19 protein-coding genes are annotated in these 21,153 nt (G+C 73.8%); 14 read left to right on the top strand and 5 right to left on the bottom strand.

What is annotated here, in order from left to right:
• The first annotated feature begins 1 nt into the window (after position 1).
• The 4 genes from ACFO4E_RS09145 to ACFO4E_RS09160 all read left to right on the top strand — a co-directional run bounded on the left by ACFO4E_RS09145 (position 2) and on the right by ACFO4E_RS09160 (position 6,661).
• Positions 2-1,264, top strand: a complete 1,263-nt coding sequence (locus tag ACFO4E_RS09145) for a hypothetical protein (RefSeq protein WP_378572838.1) — start codon at positions 2-4, stop codon at positions 1,262-1,264.
• Between the two features lie 224 nt (positions 1,265-1,488).
• Entirely contained in the window at positions 1,489-1,776 is a 288-nt protein-coding gene (locus ACFO4E_RS09150; protein ID WP_311544036.1) for a WhiB family transcriptional regulator, read from the top strand.
• A gap of 257 nt (positions 1,777-2,033) precedes the next feature.
• Positions 2,034-5,231 carry a glycosyltransferase gene (locus ACFO4E_RS09155; RefSeq protein WP_378572841.1) on the top strand — a complete coding sequence of 1,066 codons (3,198 nt, stop codon included), beginning with the start codon at positions 2,034-2,036 and terminating at the stop codon, positions 5,229-5,231.
• Positions 5,228-6,661 carry a DUF5719 family protein gene (locus tag ACFO4E_RS09160; RefSeq protein ID WP_378572844.1) on the top strand — a complete coding sequence of 478 codons (1,434 nt, stop codon included), beginning with the start codon at positions 5,228-5,230 and terminating at the stop codon, positions 6,659-6,661. Before ACFO4E_RS09155 ends, ACFO4E_RS09160 begins: the two co-directional genes overlap by 4 nt.
• 13 nt (positions 6,662-6,674) lie before the next feature.
• On the opposite strand, the gene ACFO4E_RS09165 is transcribed toward ACFO4E_RS09160, so the two are convergent.
• Positions 6,675-7,100 (bottom strand): metallopeptidase family protein, encoded by a 426-nt coding sequence (locus ACFO4E_RS09165; protein WP_378572846.1) that lies wholly within the window; start codon positions 7,098-7,100, stop codon positions 6,675-6,677.
• Positions 7,101-7,244: 144 nt separating this feature from the next.
• On the opposite strand from ACFO4E_RS09165, the gene ACFO4E_RS09170 reads away from it, so the two are divergent.
• From ACFO4E_RS09170 to ACFO4E_RS09190, 5 genes are all read left to right on the top strand, one after another.
• On the top strand, positions 7,245-7,643 hold the full coding sequence (locus ACFO4E_RS09170; protein ID WP_378572848.1) for a DUF3499 domain-containing protein: 399 nt from the start codon (positions 7,245-7,247) through the stop codon (positions 7,641-7,643).
• Between the two features lie 99 nt (positions 7,644-7,742).
• Positions 7,743-9,122: a phosphomannomutase/phosphoglucomutase gene (locus tag ACFO4E_RS09175; RefSeq protein WP_378572850.1), complete on the top strand. Its 1,380-nt coding sequence runs from the start codon at positions 7,743-7,745 to the stop codon at positions 9,120-9,122.
• A gap of 55 nt (positions 9,123-9,177) precedes the next feature.
• Positions 9,178-9,354: a Trm112 family protein gene (locus ACFO4E_RS09180; RefSeq protein ID WP_378529737.1), complete on the top strand. Its 177-nt coding sequence runs from the start codon at positions 9,178-9,180 to the stop codon at positions 9,352-9,354.
• A 13-nt stretch (positions 9,355-9,367) separates the two neighbouring features.
• Positions 9,368-10,477, top strand: coding sequence for an SIS domain-containing protein (locus tag ACFO4E_RS09185; RefSeq protein ID WP_378572852.1), 1,110 nt, complete (start codon positions 9,368-9,370; stop codon positions 10,475-10,477).
• Between the two features lie 32 nt (positions 10,478-10,509).
• Positions 10,510-11,799, top strand: coding sequence for a serine/threonine-protein kinase (locus ACFO4E_RS09190; protein ID WP_378572854.1), 1,290 nt, complete (start codon positions 10,510-10,512; stop codon positions 11,797-11,799).
• Positions 11,800-11,810: 11 nt separating this feature from the next.
• Here ACFO4E_RS09190 and ACFO4E_RS09195 read toward each other — a convergent pair whose 3' ends face one another.
• A complete protein-coding gene (locus tag ACFO4E_RS09195; RefSeq protein WP_378572856.1) occupies positions 11,811-13,010 on the bottom strand; it encodes a hypothetical protein in 1,200 nt (399 codons plus the stop codon).
• A gap of 208 nt (positions 13,011-13,218) precedes the next feature.
• Here ACFO4E_RS09195 and ACFO4E_RS09200 point away from each other — a divergent pair, with 208 nt between their 5' ends.
• The 3 genes from ACFO4E_RS09200 (at position 13,219) to ACFO4E_RS09210 (ending at position 15,938) form a co-directional block, all read left to right on the top strand.
• Positions 13,219-13,443 (top strand): type II toxin-antitoxin system HicB family antitoxin, encoded by a 225-nt coding sequence (locus ACFO4E_RS09200; RefSeq protein WP_378572858.1) that lies wholly within the window; start codon positions 13,219-13,221, stop codon positions 13,441-13,443.
• On the top strand, positions 13,440-13,661 hold the full coding sequence (locus ACFO4E_RS09205; protein ID WP_378572860.1) for a type II toxin-antitoxin system HicA family toxin: 222 nt from the start codon (positions 13,440-13,442) through the stop codon (positions 13,659-13,661). The genes ACFO4E_RS09200 and ACFO4E_RS09205 overlap by 4 nt, the downstream gene beginning before the upstream one ends.
• A 195-nt stretch (positions 13,662-13,856) precedes the next feature.
• Positions 13,857-15,938 carry an acyltransferase family protein gene (locus ACFO4E_RS09210; RefSeq protein WP_378572863.1) on the top strand — a complete coding sequence of 694 codons (2,082 nt, stop codon included), beginning with the start codon at positions 13,857-13,859 and terminating at the stop codon, positions 15,936-15,938.
• A 22-nt stretch (positions 15,939-15,960) separates the two neighbouring features.
• Here the strand turns inward: ACFO4E_RS09210 and ACFO4E_RS09215 are convergent, their stop codons facing one another.
• Positions 15,961-16,362: a MerR family DNA-binding transcriptional regulator gene (locus ACFO4E_RS09215; RefSeq protein ID WP_378572866.1), complete on the bottom strand. Its 402-nt coding sequence runs from the start codon at positions 16,360-16,362 to the stop codon at positions 15,961-15,963.
• 136 nt (positions 16,363-16,498) lie between these two features.
• On the opposite strand from ACFO4E_RS09215, the gene ahcY (ACFO4E_RS09220) reads away from it, so the two are divergent.
• Together ahcY (ACFO4E_RS09220) and ahcY (ACFO4E_RS09225) are read left to right on the top strand one after the other, a co-directional pair.
• Positions 16,499-17,935: an adenosylhomocysteinase gene (gene ahcY, locus ACFO4E_RS09220; RefSeq protein ID WP_378572868.1), complete on the top strand. Its 1,437-nt coding sequence runs from the start codon at positions 16,499-16,501 to the stop codon at positions 17,933-17,935.
• 20 nt (positions 17,936-17,955) lie between these two features.
• Positions 17,956-19,218 (top strand): adenosylhomocysteinase, encoded by a 1,263-nt coding sequence (gene ahcY / locus ACFO4E_RS09225; RefSeq protein WP_378572870.1) that lies wholly within the window; start codon positions 17,956-17,958, stop codon positions 19,216-19,218.
• An 82-nt stretch (positions 19,219-19,300) separates the two neighbouring features.
• Here ahcY (ACFO4E_RS09225) and ACFO4E_RS09230 read toward each other — a convergent pair whose 3' ends face one another.
• A complete protein-coding gene (locus ACFO4E_RS09230; RefSeq protein WP_378572872.1) occupies positions 19,301-20,116 on the bottom strand; it encodes an RDD family protein in 816 nt (271 codons plus the stop codon).
• Entirely contained in the window at positions 20,113-21,147 is a 1,035-nt protein-coding gene (locus ACFO4E_RS09235; RefSeq protein WP_378572874.1) for a GlxA family transcriptional regulator, read from the bottom strand. Before ACFO4E_RS09235 ends, ACFO4E_RS09230 begins: the two co-directional genes overlap by 4 nt.
• Between the last annotated feature and the right edge of the window lie 6 nt (positions 21,148-21,153).

Below are 21,153 nucleotides of genomic sequence, written 5' to 3' on the forward strand. Positions count from 1 at the left end.
CTTGAACATCGAACCACTCAACCGGCTGCGGCTGCCCGCGGCCTGGATCCTGCTCGGCGCCGTGGGCGCGCAGATCCTCGGCGGGCTGATCGACGTATTCGGCACCACGGGCGTCGGCGGCTCCATCGCCGGCAGCTTCGCGGCCGATGGTTCGGCCTACTTCTTCAGCCCGGTGCTCACCGCGCTGGTCCTCGCCGCGGTCGCCCTGGTCATCACGGCCCCCCAGCGCTCGTCCGTCAACTTTCCGGTCGTGCTGATCGGGCTGATCCTGACCGGCCTCAGCGCGCTGCTGGCCGTGGTCACCCTGATCATGGGGTTCGTCTACGCCGGTGAGATCAACGAGATCGCCGGCGGGTTCGGCGGGATGTTCGCCGTCGGCGGCCAGCTCGCCATTGTGATCTTCGCCGGGCTGTTCCAGCTCCGGGTCCTGAACGACCAGACCCTGGTGCCGCGGTCGGCGCCGGTGCCCGTGGGGCAGCAGCCGTTCGCCCCCCATACCGGCGCCCAGCAGTCGTTCGCCCCCCAGCAGCCGGTCCAGGGCTACGCCCCCACGGGCGGGCAGGCCGCCTACCAGCCGGAGTGGGGCGCCCAGCAGGCCCAGCAGCCCTACGCGGACCCCGCGCAGACGCAGCAGCCCTACGCCGACCCGGCCCAGGCGCAGCAGGCGTACGCCGACCCCGCGCACACGCAGCAGCCCCAGCAGCAGGTCTACGCCGATCCCGCACAGCCGCAGCAGCCCTATGCCGACCCCGCCCAGCAGGGTCAGGCGTACGCGCAGGGCTGGCCCCAGGAGGCGTACCGGCAGCCCACCGGCGCCCAGGAGCCCTACCAGCAGCAGCACGACGCCTACCAGCAGGGCTACCACCCCACCGGCGGCCAGCAGGCGTACGGCGCCACGGGCGGCCAGCAGGCGGCCGCCTACGGCCAGGAGTGGCAGCAGGGGCAGCAGCAGGCCCAGGCCGGCTACGACCCCTATGGCGCGGCCCAGCAGGCACACCAGCAGCAGGCCCAGCAGCCCTACGGGTCCGCCTACGAGCCCGCGCAGCAGCCGGCGCCGGCGGAGCAGCGCCCCGACACGCCCACCGAGCAGTTCTACGCCCCCGAAACGCAGCAGGCGGCCGACACGCCCGGCCAGGCCGGCGGCCAGTACGGCGCCGGCGCCGGCTACGGCGGCGAGTCCTACGGCTCTGACCAGCACGGACAGGCGGGTTCGACCCCGTCGGGGGGCCAGCAGGGCTGGTACCGCGACGACGACCGCCGCTGACCGCACGTCCCGCGGAGGCCCTTTGCACGCCGGGGATAAATGCGTGGTAATCCGCTGAACCGGAGCAGGCCGACGACCGTTGGCCGTTTGTTACGTGATATTCAGGGGATTACCACGCAACGCGCTTGACGAATCGTGAGTCGCGCGCGTGTAATTTCAAGGTGTGATTCACCCTCCCGGGGGTCGAATGGGAGGGTCATCTAGGGGGGCAATAGGAGGTGCGCATGAGCGAGGTCATCCCGCTGGCGCACGGCTCGGACGAAGATCTGGGCTGGCAGGAACGCGCCTTGTGTGCGCAGACCGATCCCGAGGCGTTCTTCCCCGAGAAGGGCGGCTCCACACGGGAGGCGAAGAAGGTCTGCCTGTCATGCGAGGTACGAGCGGAGTGCCTGGAATACGCGCTGGAGCACGATGAGCGCTTCGGCATCTGGGGGGGACTCTCCGAGCGCGAGCGGCGACGGCTGAAGAAAGCCGCCGGTCAGGATTTCGATTTCCTGGCCGACATGCTGTAACCGCGCGCGATGCAGCGTCGCGTCCCGGGGGCCCGGCCCCCGGGACGCGCTTTTTTATCCGGTCTTTACCACCCGACCGATATACGCCTTCCGGGCGGGGATGCCCCTCTTCTCCCCCAGGCCCGCCGCCGGGTGGCGTAAGGTGATCTGCCGACGGCGTGCGGCCCCCGGCCGACGTCCGACCCCACTCAACGAATCTTCGAGAGCGAACCCCAGCCGTGCTACCCCTGGACAACGCTCGCCACATCGTCACGGCCGTGGTCGTCACCCATGACGGCGCCCGATGGCTGCCGGAGACGCTGGAGGCGGTCCGCGAGCAATCGCGCCCGGTGCAGCGCGTCATCGGAGTCGACACCGGAAGCCGCGACCGAAGCGGCGAGATCCTCGCCGAGTTCATCGCGCCCGACGCGGTCACCACCCTGCCCCGCGCCACCGGCTTCGGCGACGCCGTGCGCGCAGGGCTCGACCTCCCGCGCGCCCGCGCGGCCTTCCCCGGCGCCGCGCCCGGCGCCACCGAGTGGATCTGGCTGATCCACGACGACTGCACCCCCGACCGCGACGCCCTCCAGCACCTCCTGCTCGCCGCCGACGACGACTCCCGCGCCGTCGTCCTCGGCCCCAAGCTGCGCGACTGGTTCGACCGGCGGCTGCTCATCGAGGTCGGCGTGACCATCGACGGCGCCGGCCGACGCGAGACCGGGCTGGAACCGCGTGAGTTCGACCACGGCCAGCACGACGGCGACCGCCAGGTCCTCGCCGTCTCCAGCGCCGGGATGCTCGTGCGCCGCGACATCTGGGACGAGCTCGACGGCTTCGACCGCGGCCTGCCGATCTTCCGCGACGACATCGACTTCTGCTGGCGCGTCGGCGGCGCGGGGCACCGCGTGCGCATCGTCACCGACGCCGTCGCCTACCACGCCGAGGCCGCCGCCCGCCGGCGCCGGCGCATCAGCGCCGCCTCCGACCACCCGCGCCGGCTCGACCGGCGCAACGCCATGTTCGTGCTGCTGGCCAACCTCCCCTTCGGCGGGATGGTCGCCTCCTACGCGCGCAACTCGGTCGCCTCGTTCCTGCGCGTGCTGATGTACATCGTGGCCAAGCAGCCGGCCAACGCGTTCGACGAGGCCGTCGCCATCACCTCGGTCTACGTGATGCCCGTGCGGCTGATGCGCGCCAGGTTCCGGCGCCGCCGCAACCGGCGGCGCACCTACAGCGCCATCCGCCCCTTCCTGGCGCACGGCGTCGCCATGCGCCAGTTCACCGACATGGCCGCCAACGTGCTCTCCGGGTCGTCGCGGGCGCTGGACACCCCGGGCCGCCACCAGGCGGTCCTGGTCGCGCCGCGGACCGACGAGGACGACCCCCTGCGCGACGACCAGACGCTCCTGCGGCGGGCCCTCAACCGGCCCGGGGTGCTGCTGGTGGTCGCCCTGACCGTCATCACCCTCATCGCCGAGCGGTCGCTGCTGGTCGGCGGCGGCCTCGCCGGCGGCGCGCTGCCCCCGGTCCTGGGCGACGCCGGCGATCTGTGGGACCTCTACCTGGCCGGCCGCCCCGACACCGGGGCCGGCGCCGGCGGTCCGGCGCCACCGTACGTGGGGCTGCTCGCCCTGCTGTCGACCCTCACCTTCGGCGAGCCGTGGCTGGCGGTCACGATCATCCTGCTGGGCTGCGTGCCGCTCGCCGGGTTCACCGCCTACCTGCTGGCCCGCCGCGTCCTGCACTTCCGCCCCGCCCAGCTGTGGATGGCCGGCTCCTACGCGCTGCTGCCCATGGCCACCGGCGCCGTCGCGCAGGGCCGGCTGGGCACCGCGCTCGTCCACGCGCTCCTGCCGGTCCTGGGCATCCTGCTCACCCGGCTGCTCATCCTGCCCCCGCGCCAGTCCCGGCGCACCGCGTGGGCGCTGGCGCTGTTCCTCGCGATCGGCACCGCGTTCGTCCCGCTGCTGTGGCTGCTGGCCCTGGTGACCGGCGCGCTGGTGGTCGTGGCGTTCGGGCACGTCGGCCGCCGCCTCTACACCAGCGTCGGCATCGCCCTGGGGGTGCCGCTGCTCCTGCTGCTGCCGTGGTCGGCGCAGCTGTTCCTGCACCCGTCCATGTGGCTGCTGGAGGCCGGGCTGCACCGGCCCGAGCTGTCGGCGCCCGGCCCCAGCGCGGAGCAGCTGCTGATGCTCGCCCCGGGCGGCCCCGGCGGGCCCCCGCTCTGGGTCACCGGCGGGTTCATCGCCGCCGCGCTGTGCGCCCTGCTGCTCCTGCGCCGGCGGATGCTCGTGGCCGTGGGCTGGAGCATCGCCCTGTTCGGCATCCTCGTCGCCATCCTCATGAGCCGCATCGTGGTCGAGCCCTACTACGGGGGCCCGGCCGCACCCGCGTGGCCCGGGGTGGCGCTGGCGTTCGCCGCCACCGCCATGCTGCTGTCGGCCGCCACCACGGCCCAGTCCTTCGGGCTGATGTGGAGCCTGGGCGGCGCGCGCCGCGCCTTCGCCGCCGGGGCCGCGGCACTCGCCCTGACCACGCCCCTCGCGGCGGCCGGCGTGTGGATGTGGGAGGGGGTCGACGGCCCCCTGTCGGGCGACGCCCCGCCCAGCGTCCCCGCGTTCCTCACGGCCGTGAGCGACGACGGCACCGGGGCGCGGGCGCTCGTGGTGTCGCCCGCCGGCGACGGAACCGTCCGCTACAGCGTCGTGCGCGGCGCCGGGCCGCGGATCGGCGAGGAGCAGGTGCCCGTCGACCCCGTGGTGGGCGCCGGGCTCGACGCGACCGTGGCCGGGCTCGTGGGCGGGCGCGGCGGCGACGAGGCCGACACGCTCACGGGTTACGGGATCGGCTACGTGCTGGTCCCGCGCCCGGAGGTCGGGACCGAGGCCGACGTCACCATCGTCGACACCTTCGACGGCATCCCGGGGCTGTCGCGCACGCTGCTCACCTCGGAGTTCGCGCTGTGGCGGCTCGACGAGCCCACGGGGCGGCTGCGCATCACCGGCGGCGACGGCCCCGAGATCCTGGCGGCGCCGGCCGGCGAGGGCGCCGCCGAGATCCCCGCCGGCGGCGGCGGGCGCACGCTCGTGCTCGCCGAGCCCGCCGGATCGGGGTGGACCGCCACCCTCGACGGCGCCGAGCTCACCGCGGAGCCCACCCGCTCGGGGCTGACGGCCTTCGACCTGCCCGCCTCCGGCGGCCGCCTGGAGCTGTCGCGCGGCGACACCGCGCGCGGCATATGGCTGGCCGCCCAGGGCGTGCTGCTGGCCGTGACCGTCGTCATGGCGCTGCCCGGTGTCCGCACGGAGGAGGACATCAGGGAGCAGGAGGCGCAGCCGGTGCCCCGGCCGCGGGGACCGCGCGGGATCGCCGCGCGCCTGCGCTCCACCGGCGAGCGCTCGATCCGCAACGGACCCACCCGGCACGGCCGCCGCACCCGCGGCTCCCGGCGCAAGAGGATCTGGAAGAAGCCGTGAAGCTCATCGTCGAAAGCCGATTCGCCCTGCTGGGGCTGGTCATGGTCGCGCTCACCGCCCTGTTCGGGGTCGCCTTCGTGACCAGCTCGGCCGGGGCCGAGCCCGGCGCCGCCGCGCGCGAGCCCGTCGTGGCGGAGGTGGAGTCCGCCCTGCGCGTGTGCCCGCCGCCCCAGGGCGGCGACCGCGAGAGCGAGCTGGCCGCGTTCGCCCCCGCCGGCGAGGGCGAGGGCACGCTGACCGCCGCGGAGAACAGTGAGGGCGCGTCCGACCTGGGCGGGTCCGACACACCGGGCCGGCCGTGGACCCTCGACACCGGCGACGCCGACCGCCACACCGTGGTGCGCGCCCAGGGGGCCTTCGCCGCCGGGCTGGACGTCACCCAGACCACGATCGGCGCCGACGACGACTACGCCACCGCCGTGCGCTGCGCGGAACCGGGCATCAGTACCTGGTACACGGCACCCGGCGGGGACGACCTCAGCGGGCTGCGGCTGCTGCTGGCCAACGTCGACGACCACGCGGCCACCGTCAACGTCGACCTCTACGCCACCGACGGCCCCACGTCCTCCGCCGACACCCGCGGGATCCCCGTCCCCGCCCACGACGAGGCCGAGGTCGACCTCGCCGAGCTGATCGCGTCCACCGGCGCCGTGGCCGTGCACGTGCGCACCAGCTCCGGGCGGGTGGCGTCGTCGCTGTTCGCCGAGCGGACCGACGACGGCGCCGACTGGGTGCCCCCCACGGCCGCCCCCGCGCAGCGCCACGTCATCTCCGGCGTCCCGGCGGGGGGCGGCGAGCGCCGCCTCATCGTCGCGGCCCCGGGCGACGACCCCGCGACCGCGACCCTGCGGGTCCTGACCCCCGACGGCGAGGCCGAGGGCGAATCAGTGGCCGAGCTGGGCGTGCCGCCCGCGGCGTCGGCGGTCCGCGCCGTGCAGGACGCCTTGGGCGAAGAGGCCGGCACGGTCGTCGTGGAGGCCGACCGGCCGGTGGTGGCGGGCGTGGCGATGGACCGCTCCCGCGGCTCCGACACCGCCTACGCCGCGGCGGTCGACCCGCTCACCGGGCCGCTGGACCGTACCGCGGTCCTCCCGGGCCTGCCCCGGGGGACCGGCGGCGAACTGGTGCTGGGCGCCGCTGAGGACGCGGTGGCGGTGGTCGTGACCCCCTACGCGGCCGACGGCGGCGCGGGGGAGCCGGTGGCGGTCTCGGTGGAGGCCGGGCACACCGTGGTGCCGGACCTGGAGGCCGGTGACGCCGCCGCCCTGGTGATCGAGGCCCGCGAGGGGTCGGGGCCGGTCCACGCCGGGTACGTGCTGACCCAGGGTTCGGGCGGGGGGCAGGCCACGGCCGCCCTGCCGGCGCCGCCGGCCCCCGCGGAGGTCCTGCTCCCGCACGTGGACGACAGCCTCACGAGCGTGGTGCGGTGAGCCGGCCCGGGGGTCAGGTCTCGGGGTCGACGGTCTCGGGCTCCAGGCCCAGCAGGTTGGCGACCTCTTCGACCACGGTGTCGTAGACCAGGAGGGCCATCTCCTCGGGATCCTTGGTGCGGATCTCCACGGGTCTGCGGTAGACGATGATCCGCGCCTGCCCGGCGCCCGCGGATTCCAGGCGCGAGAACGGGATGCCGTCGTCGGCGGTCACCCCGGAGGGGACCCGCGGAACGTCCTCGACGAGGAACTCGACGTTGGCGAGCTCGCGCGCCCAGACGCGCTCCAGGCGCTCGACGGCGTCGAGCACGAGGTCGTCGAAGATCTGGGCCCGGGTTCGGGCAATGGGGACCTCAGGCGGCGCAAGGGGACCGCGGAGGCCGCGGCCCCGGCGGTCTCGGCGTCGAACCCGATCGGCTTGAGCCCTGTTAAGGTGCACTCGTCGCACCCTTCGAGACTATGCCATCCGAGGGTTTCGCGCAGCCCCGGCACGAGGAACGGCCGAGCCGCCGCGACCGGGCGGGAGCGGACACAACGGGTCGATGCTGGCGCCCGGCCGGTGAAGGGCATAAAGTCAGTGCCCGTGAGCGTTGTCCGACGCTGCTCGCGTACCGCGTGCAGACAGCCAGCAGTCTTCACGCTCACCTATGTCTACGCCGATTCCACGGCGGTCCTGGGTCCCCTGGCGGCCTACGTCGAACCCCACTGCTACGACCTCTGCGCCATGCACGCCGAGCGCCTCACCGCCCCGCGCGGCTGGGAGGTCGTGCGGCTGCCCGCCGACAACACCGGCGGCGGCCCCGGCAGCGACGACCTCGAAGCGCTCGCCAACGCCGTGCGCGAGGCCGCCCGGCCACCCGCCGTCGACCGGCCCGTGGGCCAAGGGGTCGAGACCCACCGGCGGGGCCATCTGCGGGTCGTCAAGTCCGAGCCGCCGCAGCGCACCGACCGGCCGTCGGCCCGGCCGTCGCGCGACGCCTGAAGCCCCGTCTTGTAGTTTGGTCCTGCGTGAGCGGCGCCCCGCCGTGCCCTCATCCAGCCGGCCCGCCGGCCCCGACCCCGACCCGATCCGGAGCAGCTTGTGGGTGACCTCGGTCAGATCTTCAAGGCGTACGACATCCGGGGGGTGGTGCCGGACACGCTCGACCCCGGCATCGCCCGCGCCATCGGCGCCGCCTTCGCCCGGGTCGCGGGCGCGGCGCCCGACGGCCCCGGCCGGATCGTGGTCGCCCACGACATGCGCCCCTCGTCGCCGGAGCTGTCCGCCGCGTTCGCCGACGGAGCCGCCGCCCAGGGCGTCGACGTCGTCCTGGCCGGGCTCGGCTCCACCGACCTGCTCTACTTCGCCTCCGGCACCCTCGGCCTGCCCGGGGCGATGTTCACCGCCAGCCACAACCCCGCCCAGTACAACGGCATCAAGATGTGCCGCGCCGGCGCCGCGCCCGTCAGCGCCGACAGCGGGCTCGACGACATCCGCCGCCTCGCCGAGGAGGGCGTGCCCGATCACGACGGCCCCCGCGGCACCATCACCGAGCAGGACCTGCTCGCCGCCTACGCCGCGCACCTGCGGTCCCTGGTCGACCTCTCCGGCATCCGCCCGCTGACCGCGGTGGTCGACGCCGGCAACGGCATGGGCGGCTACACCGTGCCCGCGGTCCTGGGCGACACCCTGCTCGACGCGCTCCCGCTCGACATCGTGCCGCTCTACTTCGAGCTCGACGGCACCTTCCCCAACCACCCGGCCAACCCGCTCGACCCCGCCAACGTGGTCGACCTCCAGGCCAAGGTGCGCGAGACCGGCGCCGACATCGGGCTGGCCTTCGACGGCGACGCCGACCGCTGCTTCGTCGTCGACGAGCGGGGCGAGCCCGTTCCGCCCTCGGCCATCACCGCCCTGGTCGCGGTGCAGGAACTGGCCAAGGAGCCCGGCGCCGCCATCATCCACAACCTCATCACCTCCACCGCGGTCCCCGAGATCGTCCGCGAGCACGGGGGCCGCCCGCTGCGCACGCGGGTGGGCCACTCCTTCATCAAGGCGTCCATGGCCGAGACCGGGGCGATCTTCGGCGGCGAGCACTCCGCCCACTACTACTTCCGCGACTTCTGGCGGGCCGACACCGGGATGCTCGCGGCGATGCACGTCCTGGCGGTCCTGGGCCGGGACGGCCGCCCCCTGTCGGAGATCACCCGCGAGTACACGCGCTACTCCGCCTCCGGCGAGATCAACTCCGAGGTCGCCGACCAGGCGGGCCGCGCGGCGGCCGTCGAGACCGCCTACGCGGCGCTCGAGGGCGTCACCGTCGACCACCTCGACGGCCTGACCGTGACCTTCGCCGACGGCGGATGGTTCAATCTGAGGGCGTCCAACACCGAGCCCCTGCTCCGGCTCAACGTCGAGGCCCCCGACCCCGACACCATGGCCAGGCTCCGCGACGACGTCCTCGCCATCGTGCGGGCCTGACCGCGCCGGCCCCCCACCGCAGCACACCGCACCACCGAGACGTGAAGAGACGAACATGAGCGCGAAGATCGACGACTGGCTGCTGGAGATCCTGGCCTGCCCCAAGAGCAAGGCCCCGCTGCGGCTCGACGAAGAGGCCGGGGAGCTGGTCTGCGACGAGAGCGGCCTGGCCTACCCCATCCGCGACGGCATCCCCGTGCTGCTCGTCGACGAGGCCCGGTCCATCGCCTGATCTGAGGACCGCCATGGCCCTGCCGTTCGATGAGAGCCGGCTCGACACCCCGGGTGCGGGGGCCGGCCTGCTGCGCGCCGCCGCGTCGGCGGCCGCGCGCGTGCGGTCGGCGCATTCGGCCGCGCGCGAGGCCGACCTGCGCACCCTGGCCGACGACGGCCGGCCCCGCTCCATCGTCGTCGTGGGGTCGGGCGCCGCGGCGTTCGCGGGCGACGTCCTCGACGCCGTCCTGGGCGCCGGCTGCCCCGTCCCCATCACGACCGTGCGCGAGGACCGGCTGCCCGGGTGGGTGGCGGGCCACGACCTCGTGGTGGCGGTCGCGTCCACATCCGGCCACGCCGCCGGGAGCACCGGGCGCACCGCGCGGGTGGCCGCCGATGCGGTGCGCCGCGGCTGCCGGTTCCTGGCCGTCGGCCCCGCGGGCGGGCCGCTGGAATCCCTGGCCGACCAGGCGCGTGCCCCGCGTATCGCGCTCCCGGTCGCCGACGATCCGCTGGACCTGCCGTGGGCGCCGGCCGCGGCCGTGCTCGCGGCGGCCGGCGCCGCCGGGCTGGCCGGGCCGTCCGACCAGGTGGCCGAGGCCGCAGCGGCGCGGCTGGAGGCGGTGGCCGAGCGCTGCCGGCCCGATGCCCTGGTGGGGGACAACCCCGCCAAGGACCTCGCCGCGGACATCGCGGGGACGCTGCCGCTGGTGTGGGGGTCGACCCCCGTCGCCGCGGCGGCCGCGCGCCACTTCGCCTCCCGTTGCGCCGCGATCGCCGGATATCCTGCCCTGTACGGTCGGCTGCCTGATGTGCTGCACGGCCCGATCGCGGTCGTCGGCGGACCCTTCGGCGGCAGCGAGCCCCGCTCGATCTTCGACGACCCGGTCGAGGACGGCGGGACCCCACTCCGGCTGGTCCTCCTGCGCGACCCCGAAGAGCACCCGGAGGCGGCCGCCGAGACCGCGGCCGCCGCCGACACCGCACGCGCGCACGGCGTCGCCGTGAGCGAGGTCGCGGCCGAACCGGGACACGCTTGGGAACGATCGGCCGGTTTGATCGCTCTAACGGATTACGTCACTGTGTACTTAGCCGTCGCTTATGGCGTGGACCCGCTTACCCATACCCTGGTCGTGCGCTAGCCCCGCCGACGACCCCGTTCTGGAGGAGATCGATGCCACCCGGTCCCGAGTCGCTGTCGCCGAGCGATCCCACCGCTTTCGGCCGCTACAGCGTGGTCGGACGCCTGGGAAAGGGCGGTCAGGGCATCGTCTACCTCGGCCGTGACGGCGACGGCGAGGAATACGCGATCAAGGTCCTCAACGACCAGTGGTCGCAGGACGACGACCTGCGCAAGCGCTTCGAGAAAGAGGTCCGGGCGGCGCAGAAGGTCGCGTCGTTCTGCACGTCGGCGATCCACGAGGCCAACCTCGACCAGGACCCGCCCTACGTCGTCAGCGAGTACGTGCCCGGCCCCTCGCTACAGGAGGCCGTCGCCACCAACGGCCCGCACAAGGGCGCCGCGCTCCAGCGGCTGGCGGTCTCCACCGCGACCGCGCTGGTGGCGATCCACCAGGCGGGCATCGTCCACCGCGACTTCAAGCCCGGCAACGTGCTGCTGGGGCCCGACGGCCCCCGCGTGATCGACTTCGGCATCGCCCGCGTGGTCGACGGCACGGCCACCATGACCAACTCGATCGTCGGCACCCCCTCGTACATGGCCCCCGAGCAGATCGAGGGCCAGGGGATCACCGACAAGGTCGACATCTTCGCGTGGGGCTGCGTCATGGCCTTCGCGTCCACCGGCAACACGCCCTTCGGCGCCGACAGCGTGCCCGCGGTGGTCCACCGCGTCGTGAGCGCGCCGCCCAACCTCGAAGGCATGTCGGGGCCGCTGCTGGCGATCGTCCAGGCGTGCCTGGACAAGGACCCCGCGCGGCGCCCCACGGCGCAGTCGCTGCTGCTGCGGCTCCTCGGCCACGACGACACCGCCTCCGGCCCCTCCACGGCCGAGGCCGTGCGCGAGGGCGAGCGGATCGCCGAGGCGGGCGCCCCGAGCGGCCCGCAGCTTCCGCCCTACGGCCACCCGGCCCCGAGCGGCCCCCAGGCCCCGTTCCCCTACGGCCAGGGCGGGATGAACCGCCCGCCGACGGGCCCGCAGCAGGGGGCCTTCCCGCCGCCGCCACCGATGGCCCCGCAACGGCCGGGCCCGGCCCCCACAGGGGGGCACCCCGGGATGGGGCCGCGCCCGCCCGTGGCGGGCCCCAACACCATGGGTCCGGCGACCATGGGGCCCGGATCGATGTACGGCGGTCCCGGCGTGCCGCCCCGGCCCCAGCAGATGCAGCCCAAGCCGCCCGCTCAGGAGGACCCGCTGCTCGCGCAGGGCTGGCTGGTCCCGGCGGTGCTGATCGCCATCATCATCCTGCTGCTCCTGCTCGTCCTGGTCTCCCTCAGCGCCTGACCGGGCCCGCCTCAGGCCAGCGCGCTGGTCAGGTGGCCGATGGTGCGCGACACCGCCTCGTCGACGAACGCCTCCACCTGCGGCCAGCGCTCGTCGGCGCAGTCGGTGGGGATGAGCGTGACGCAGTCCGTGCACGCCGGGTCGAGCACGTCGACCGCGCCGGTGCCGGTGGTCAGCCACGCGTCGGCGGTCACCGCCAGCACGCCGGTGGGCGGCGTGCCGACGTCGTGCACGCTGACCAGCAGCCGCAGCACCCCGCCGGTCAGGTTCAGGTGCGCCGAGGTCCACCAGCAGCCCGGCCCGGGGAGGAACAGCGCGCGGGCGGCGGCGGAGTCGCAGTGCTCGCGCGCGGAGCCGCCGCCGGCCGTGCCCGCGGTGACATCGGCGCGCGCCCCGGGCTCCAGCTCGCGCAGCACCATGCGCAGGGAGTCGCACCGGTTGCGCACGTGGTCGAGGATCCGCCGGTGCAGGGCGGTGGCCAGCGACAGGGGGCCGGGCCGCACGTCCGTGGGGCGCGCGGGGCGGCTCAGTTCGCAGCGCAGCGCCGCGGACTCCAGTTCGGCGAACATGTGCACCGCCTGGGTCAGCGGGTCCGCGTCGGAGCCGAAGGACTCCGCCGCGCGCTGCGGCTCGGCCAGCCGGTGGTCGAGCGCCGGCGGCGGATACCCGGAGCGCATGAGCGACAGCGACGCCAGGGCCCAAGGCAGCGGGCGCAGGCGGGGGTCGGGGCCGGCGGGCGGCGCGTGCGGGGGCGCGGCGTGCTCAGCGTGCCGCAGGCCCTCGACACAGGTGGTGAACGCGTGCGCGGCGCGGACGACGGGGTGGGTCTCCACGGCCGCCGCTTCGGCGAGGACCTCGCCGAAGCCCTCGGGCCGCGGGATCGGCGGGTCGCGGTCGGGCAGCCGGTCGGCCAGCTCGTCCAGGTATTCGGGCGAGAGTCGCTGGCCGTCGCGCACCTCGGCGGCGACGGCGGCGAGCGTGGCGGCGTCGTCCCACCCGCCCGACGGCTCGGGGCCGTGCCCGGCGGCCGTGTGCAGTTCCCGGACATGGCGCCGCAGCAGTTCCTCGCGTGCCTCGTCCAGCCGCTCCGCCGACTGGTGCCGGCGCCGGGCCACCGCCACCTCGCGTAACCGGCCGAGGTCGGCGAGCCGCCTCAGCACGGAGTCGGGAAAGCGGTCCAGAGCGATATCACCACCGTGTCGGAAGTCCACGGTCATCACCGTTGCCACCAGGAGAGCGGATAAAACCCTGCTCGGCCCGCTCCATTGCGGATTGCCGGAAATGATCGGGACGAAGGGCCGGTACACGAACGGAGACGGAGGGCCGACCTGCTCCCTGCATCGGCCGTATACTGAGAACCACTGGGTCTTCACCCTCCATGGGTCAGACCATGCGGGTGGTGCTGGGAGGAGTAGGCTGATGGAGCGCACGCTGCGCATGACGGCGACCATCATCCCCGACACCGAACTGGGCGGCTACGTCGCGCGTGCCATCGAGGTCGAGGTCGCCTCTCAAGGCGAGTCCATCGAGGAAGCCCTGGCCAACCTGCGCGAGGCGTTGGAGCTCTACTTCGAAGATGAAGCCCCGCCGGTCGAGGAACTGCCCGCTCTGGTGGCCTCGGTGGATGTGCGGTTGTCCGCGTGAGTCCGTCCCATCTGCCGATCGTCTCCGGGCGCAAGGTCGTACGGGCGCTGGAGAAAGCCGGTTTTGAACAGCTCTCAACGCGTGGTGACCATGTGAAGCTCCGCCGCGACAAGCTTCGGGTGATCGTGCCGCTGCACAAGGAGATCAAGCGCGGCACGATGGCATCGATCCTGGCTCAGGCGCACATGACCGCTGAGGAGCTGCGCGCCCTTTTGTGACCCGGCGCGGTCTGGTGTTCAACCCCGGTACCCCTCCCCGTAACGCTGGTGGGGAAGTATGGGCCGGCGGTGGCCGCGGTGCCGTTCCCTGCGCCCGCATGTGCCCCTGCGACGGATCACCGTCGCTGCTCCGCGGCCCGCACCGCCCGCGCCGCGCCCCGTTCGAGAGCCCCCGGAAGTGAGGTGGCCGCCTCCGTGGAGTCCGCCACGACCGCAGCGCCCGCCGCTACGGCGACGCCCCCCGGCCCGTCCCCGGCGCCGCCGGGCGCCGCCGCGCCGGGCCACCGCCCCGAGATCCAGGGGCTGCGCGCGGTCGCCGTACTGCTCGTGGCCGTCTACCACATCTGGCTCGGGCGGGTCTCGGGCGGCGTCGACGTCTTCCTGATGCTGACCGGCTTCCTCATCACCGGCTCCCTGGTGCGCATGGTGGAGCGGCGCGGCCGGGTCGACGCGGTCGCGTTCCTGACCCGGCTGGCCAAGCGGCTCTTCCCCGCGGCGGCCGTAGTGCTGGGTGCCGTTCTCGTCGCCGCCTCCCTGTTCCTGCCGGCCGACCGCTGGCGGGACACCATCGCCGAGGTCGTCGCCTCCGCCCTGTACTTCGAGAACTGGCGGCTGGCGCTCGACGCGGTCGACTACCTGGCGCAGGACACCCAGGCCAGCCCGGTGCAGCACTTCTGGTCGCTGTCCATCCAGGGCCAGTTCTACCTGGTGTGGGTGGTGCTCATGGCCGCGGTCGCGTGGGCGGCGGCCCGCCGGGGGTGGCCGGTGCGCCGGGTCGCGCTGGGCGGGCTGGCGGCGGTGTTCACCGTGTCGCTGGGCTACTCGGTGGCCACCACGGCGACCCAGCAGCAGTGGGCGTACTTCGACACCGGTGCCCGGCTGTGGGAACTGGCCCTCGGCGGGATCCTGGCGCTGGTCCTGCCGTACCTGAACCTGCCGCGGGGGCTGCGCACCGTCCTGGGCTGGACGGGGCTGGCCGCGCTGGTCTCGTGCGGCCTCCTGCTCCAGGTGTCCACGATGTTCCCCGGCTACATCGCGCTGTGGCCGACGCTCGCCGCCGCCCTGGTGATCGTCGCGGGCACCACCGGGTCGCCCATCGGCGCCGACCGGCTGCTGTCGTGGAAGCCGCTGCACTACATCGGCGACATCTCCTACGCGCTGTACCTGTGGCACTGGCCGGTGCTCGTCTGCTACCTGACGGTCACCGACCGCACGTCGCCCAGCCTCGCCGGCGGCTGCTACATCCTCGCCCTCTCCCTGGTGCTGGCCGCCGCCACGACCCGGCTCACCGATGGAGGCGTCGACCGCCTCACCCGGGGCCGCGGCACCCCCGTTCGGTCGCTCGCCGTGGGGCTGGCGTTCCTGCTCCCGGTGCTCACGGCGGCCGGGGCGTGGACGGCGAAGCTGGACGCCGACCAGCGGGAGCGCGAGGCGTTCGTCTCCGACCCCGCCAACTACCCCGGGGCCGCCGCCCTCGATGCGGGGGGCACCGGCACCGCTGCCCCCGAGCTGCCCGTCTACCCGCCGCCCGCGGAGGCGGCCGACGACGTCCCCTCCACCTACGCCGACGGCTGCAACCAGGGCATCGACTCCTCCGAGGTGCTCACCTGCTCCTTCGGTTCCGACACCCCGGAGCGCACGATCGCGCTGGTGGGCGGGTCGCACTCGGCGCACTGGTTCCCGGCGCTGGAGCGGATCGCGGAGTCCGCGGACTGGCGGATCGTCAACATCGTCAAGGGCGCTTGCCTGTTCACCGACCTGGAGCAGACCTACAAGGGCGCGCCCTACACCGCGTGCGCCGACTGGAACGACGGCGTCGTCGCGGAGCTGGCCGAACTGCGGCCCGACGCGGTGTTCACCACCGCCACCAGCAGCAGCATCGACACCGAGGCCGGATTCGGCGGCGAGGTCGTGGTCGACGGCTACCTGGACCGCTGGGCGGAACTGGGCGAGATGGGGATCGAGGTGATCGCGGTCCGCGACACCCCGCGGCTCGGCTTCGACACCGCCGAATGCGTGGCCACCCGGGGCGCCGCGGCGTGCTCGGGGGCGCGCGCGGAGTCGATGGCCGAGACCTCGCCGCTGGAGGGGCTGGAGGGCGTCCCCGCCAACGTCTCCCTGATCGATCTCAACGACCTGGTCTGCCCGGAGGAGCAGTGCCCGGCGGTCGTCGGCAACGTCCTCGTCTACTGGGACGGCAGTCACTTCACCGGCACCTACATGCGCACCCTCGCCCCGGCCCTGGAAGAACGCATCCGCACATCGACCGGCTGGTGACCGGGGCGGCCCGGGCGGGCGCCTAGCGGCGTCCGCGCTGCTGGAGCAGGCGCAGGGCCTTCTGCTTCTCGAAGTCCATCGCGCGGACCGGGGGCGGGGCCAGGCGGCCCAGGCGCTCGCCGTAGGCGCGGACGCGGTTGAGCGTGTCGGGTTCGGCCAGCATGCGTAGGGCGAACGCCAGCGCCGCCGGGGTGATGTCGTAGGCGCGCTCCAGCTCCAGCCCGGCCGCCACCGTGCGCAGGTCGGCCTCTGAGAACCGCCGGTGGCGGTGGCCGCGGCCCGTAGGCTGCTCCTTTGTCGGCGGCAGCAGCCCCAGCGCCTCGCGGTAGCGGAGCATCCGCGGGCTGGTCCCCAGCCGCTCGGCGGCGGCGGAGATCGGGCTCCGCGGGGGAGTGGAGGACGGGGAGAGCACGCCATCGGCCATGCCCGGACCCTACCGGAGAAAACCGCCGCGGCGACCGAATCTGACAAAGCACCGTCAATTTCGACCGCCGGGCGGTGCCCGGGCCGATACCCCGCCCGTAGACTCGGGGCGCATCCACCAGGAGGAGAACAGACGCATGTCCTTCGACTTCAAAGTCGCCGACCTGTCACTGGCCGAGTTCGGACGCAACGAGATCCGGCTCGCCGAGCACGAGATGCCGGGGCTCATGGCGACCCGCCGCGAGTTCGGGGCCACGCAGCCGCTCAAGGGCGCCAAGATCATGGGCTCGCTGCACATGACCGTGCAGACGGCCGTCCTCATCGAGACCCTGGTCGCCCTCGGCGCCGAGGTCCGCTGGGTCAGCTGCAACATCTTCTCCACCCAGGACCACGCCGCCGCGGCGGCCGTCGTCGGCCCCAACGGCACCGTCGACGACCCCCAGGGCGTCCCGGTCTTCGCCTGGAAGGGCGAGACCCTGGAGGAGTACTGGTGGTGCACCGAGCAGGCGCTCACCTGGCCGGGCGGCGAGGGCCCCAACATGATCCTCGACGACGGCGGCGACGCCACCCTGCTCGTGCACAAGGGCGCCGAGTACGAGAAGGCGGGGGCGGTCCCCGACCCCTCCACCGCCGACAGCGAGGAGTTCGAGGTCGTCCTCAAGCTCCTGGGCGCGAGCTTCGCCGCCGACGCCGGCAAGTGGACCGCGATCGCGGACCGGGTCAAGGGCGTGACCGAGGAGACCACCACCGGCGTGCACCGCCTCTACGAGATGCACCGCGACGGCAAGCTGGCCTTCCCCGCCATCAACGTCAACGACTCCGTCACCAAGAGCAAGTTCGACAACAAGTACGGCATCCGCCACTCGCTGCCCGACGGCATCATGCGCGCCACCGACGTCCTCATCGGCGGCAAGGTCGCGGTCGTCTGCGGCTACGGCGACGTCGGCAAGGGCTCGGCCGAGGCCCTGCGCGGCCAGGGCGCGCGGGTCATCGTCACCGAGATCGACCCGATCAACGCCCTCCAGGCCGCCATGGACGGCTTCCAGGTGGCGGTGCTCGACGACGTCATCGACACCGGCGACATCTTCATCACCACCACCGGCAACTTCAACATCATCACCGCCGACCACATGTCGCGGATGAAGCACCAGGCGATCGTCGGCAACGTCGGCCACTTCGACAACGAGATCGACATGGCCGGCCTCGCCAAGCTCCCCGGCATCGTCAAGACCGAGATCAAGCCGCAGGTGCACGAGTGGCGCTTCGCCGACGGCCACACCATCCTGGTGCTGTCCGAGGGCCGCCTGCTGAACCTGGGCAACGCCACCGGCCACCCCAGCTTCGTGATGTCCAACAGCTTCACCAACCAGGTCATCGCGCAGATCGAGCTGTTCACCAAGACCGGCGAGTACCCCACCGGCGTGTACGTCCTGCCCAAGATCCTCGACGAGAAGGTCGCCCGGCTGCACCTCGACGCGCTCGGGGTCAGGCTCACCGAGCTGACCAAGGAGCAGGCCGCCTACATCGGCGTCGACGTGGCCGGCCCCTACAAGCCCGACCACTACCGCTACTAGGACCGGCGGGACCCCACCCGATGGCACCGCCGCCGTACGACGTCGCGGACCTCGGCCTCGCGCAGGCCGGGGTCCGCCGCGTGGAGTGGGCGGAGCGCGCCATGCCCGCCCTGCGCCGCGTCCACGACCGCTTCGCCGCCGAGCGCCCCCTCACGGGGCTGCGCATCGCCGCGTGCATGCACGTCACCGCCGAGACCGCGAACATCCTGCGCGCCCTGCGCGCGGGCGGCGCCGAGATCGCGCTCGCCGCCTCCAACCCGGTCTCGACCCAGGACGACACCGCCGCGGCCCTCGTCGCCGAGTACGGGATCGCGGTCTTCGCCCGCGCCGGCATGGACCCCGCCACCTACGACCGCAACCTCGCCGCCGTCCTGGAGCAGCGCCCGCACATCCTGCTGGACGACGGCTGCGACCTCGTCAACCTCGCCCACCTGGATCGGCCCGACCTGCTCGCCGACACGATCGGCGGCTGCGAGCAGACCACCACCGGGGTGATCCGGCTGCGCCGCATGAGCGCCGACGGCGCGCTGAAGGTGCCCATGGTCGCCGTCAACGACACCGCCACCAAGCGGATGTTCGACAACCGCTACGGCACCGGGCAGTCCACCATCGACGGCATCATGCGGGCGACCAACACCATGCTCGCCGGGCGGACCATGGTCGTGGCCGGGTTCGGCTACTGCGGCCGGGGCCTGGCCGAGCGCGCCCGGGGCATGGGCGCCCGCGTGATCGTCACCGAGGTCGACCCGGTCAAGGCGCTCGACGCCGTCATGCAGGGCTACACGGTGCTGCCCATGGACGAGGCCGCGCCCATCGGCGACATCCTCGTCACGGTCACCGGCAACCGCGACGTCGTGCGCGCCGAGCACCTGGCGTCGCTCAAGGACGGCGCGGTGCTCGCCAACTCCGGGCACTTCGACGTCGAGATCGACCTGCCCGCGCTGGACGGGCTCGCGGTCGAGGTCCGCCGCGAGGTCCGGCCGCAGGCCGACGAGTACGTCCTGGCCGACGGCCGGCGCATCGTGCTGCTGGCGGAAGGCCGCCTGGTCAACCTCGGCGCGGCGGAGGGGCACCCCGCCGCCGTCATGGACATGTCCTTCTCCGTCCAGGCGCTCACGGTCGCCTGGATCGCCGAGCACCACGCGGACCTGCACCCCGGCGTGCACGACGTCCCCCGGGAGATCGACACCGAGGTCGCCCGCCTCGAACTGGAGGCGCTGGGCGTGGGGATCGACCGCCTCACCGTGGACCAGGAGGACTACCTGAACTCCTGGCGGGCGTGAGACGCGGCCGCGGGGCCGTCGGTGGTCGCGGCCGCGGACCCGGCGGGAGGTGCCCACAGGGCCGGCCGGACCGCCGGTGTGGCTAGCCGAACGGCCGGTCGTCCTGAGCGCCCGGAACGGGTGCGCGGCGGGCCATCTTGGCCTCCTCGCGGCGCCGGCGCTCGGCCAGGACGGCCGACAGGTACTCGGGCGGCGACACCCCGGGCGGCGGAGGCGGGCTCACCGACCGCGCCACCAGGTCGGCGATGCGCATCCCCATGTCGTGGCGGGCGTCGTCGGCCAGTTCCTCGAAGCGCAGCAGGTACTGGCGGGCCGTCGCCGCGGTCTCGGGGCTCAGCCGGGACAGCTCGGCGCTCTGCGCCCACCCGGCCAGCCGGGGCGGCATGGTGATGGCCTCGTCGCGCCGCGTTCCGGCGCGCTCCTGCACCACCATGGTGGCGGCCAGGAAGTCGCCGATCCGCCGGCCGTCGCGGTTGAGCAGCGAGGTCACGAGGGCGACGATGGTGAACCCCCAGATCTCGATCACCGACGCCAGGGCCCGCGCCAGCGCTTGGCGGAACCGGACGGCGGAGCCGTCGACGCCCACCACCCGCAGGCCCAGCGCCATCTTGCCCAGCGAGCGGCCGCGCGACAGTGTCTCGAAGGCGGTCGGGTAGCCGACGACGGTCAGCACCGTGAGCGTGAGCGAGATCGCCGCGGTGGCCGCGGCGTCCACGCCCGCGCCGACGCGCGCGACGAGGACGAACGCCAGGATCATGGCGGACACCTGCACCACGGCGTCGATGAGGAAGGCCGTCATCCGCGTGGCGAAGCCCGCCGGGCGCAGGTCGAGCACCACGGCGTCCCCCGTCACCAGGGACGACTGCCCGAACCCCTCCGTACTGCCGGGAACCGTCACCGTTCTCCCCGCCTCCCGATCAACGTCGCATCCGATTCCAAGTCTGTCACCCGTTGGGGGAACGCGCGCCGGTAGTCCCGCGGGGTCACGCCGACGTGCTTGAGGAAGTGGTGGCGGAGGTTGCCGGCCGTGCCCAGACCGGTCAGCTCGCCGATCCGGTCGACCGGCAGGTCCGTCGTTTCGAGCAGTCCCTGCGCACGCCCCAGCCGCTGGTTGAGCAGCCACTGCAAGGGGGTGGTCCCCGTGGCGGCGTGGAGCCGCCGGTAGAACGTCCGCGGGCTCATCGCCGCCCGGCGGGCGAGGTCGTCGACCGTGAGCGGCCGGTCGAGGTGCGTGCGGGCCCATTCCAGCACCGGGGCCAGGCCGTCGTCGTCGGCGGCCGGCACCGACAGGTCGACGAACTGTGCCTGGCCGCCCGGCCGGTGGGCCGGGACCACCATCCGCCGGGCCAGCTGGTTGGCGATGTGGGCGCCGAGGTCGCGGCGTACGAGGTGGAGGCAGAGGTCGAGCCCCGCGGTCAGGCCGGCACTGGTCAGCACGTCACCGTCGTCGACGTACAGCACGGAGTCGTCGACGCGCACCTTCGGGTGGCGCTCGGCCAGCTGTGCGGCGTGCAGCCAGTGCGCGGTGGCCCGGCGGCCGTCGAGCAGCCCGGCCTCGGCGAGCGCGAACGCGCCGGTGCACAGCGAGACCATGCGGGCGCCCGCGTCATGGGCGCGGCGGAGGGCGGAGACCAGCCCTCGGGGCAGGGGAGCGCCGTCGTCGACACAGGCATCGGGCACCGAGGGGACGATGACCGTGTCGGCCCCGGCGAGGTCGTCGAGCCCGTAGCGGGTCCGCAGCGCGAGCCCGGTGTCGGCCAGGGGGCCCGAGGGGCGCCCCGTCCCGCACAGCCGCAGCTCGTACCACGGGTCGGCCAGATCCGGCTGGGGGGTGCCGAAGACCGTGCACGGGATGCTCAGCTCATAGAGCTCCCAGGAAGAGACCCCGATGTCCTCGGTGACCACCACCGCGACCGACCCGACACTCATCCGCCC

Origin of the sequence: Nocardiopsis mangrovi, assembly GCF_042653925.1 — a bacterium.
Taxonomy (GTDB): domain Bacteria; phylum Actinomycetota; class Actinomycetes; order Streptosporangiales; family Streptosporangiaceae; genus Nocardiopsis_B; species Nocardiopsis_B mangrovi.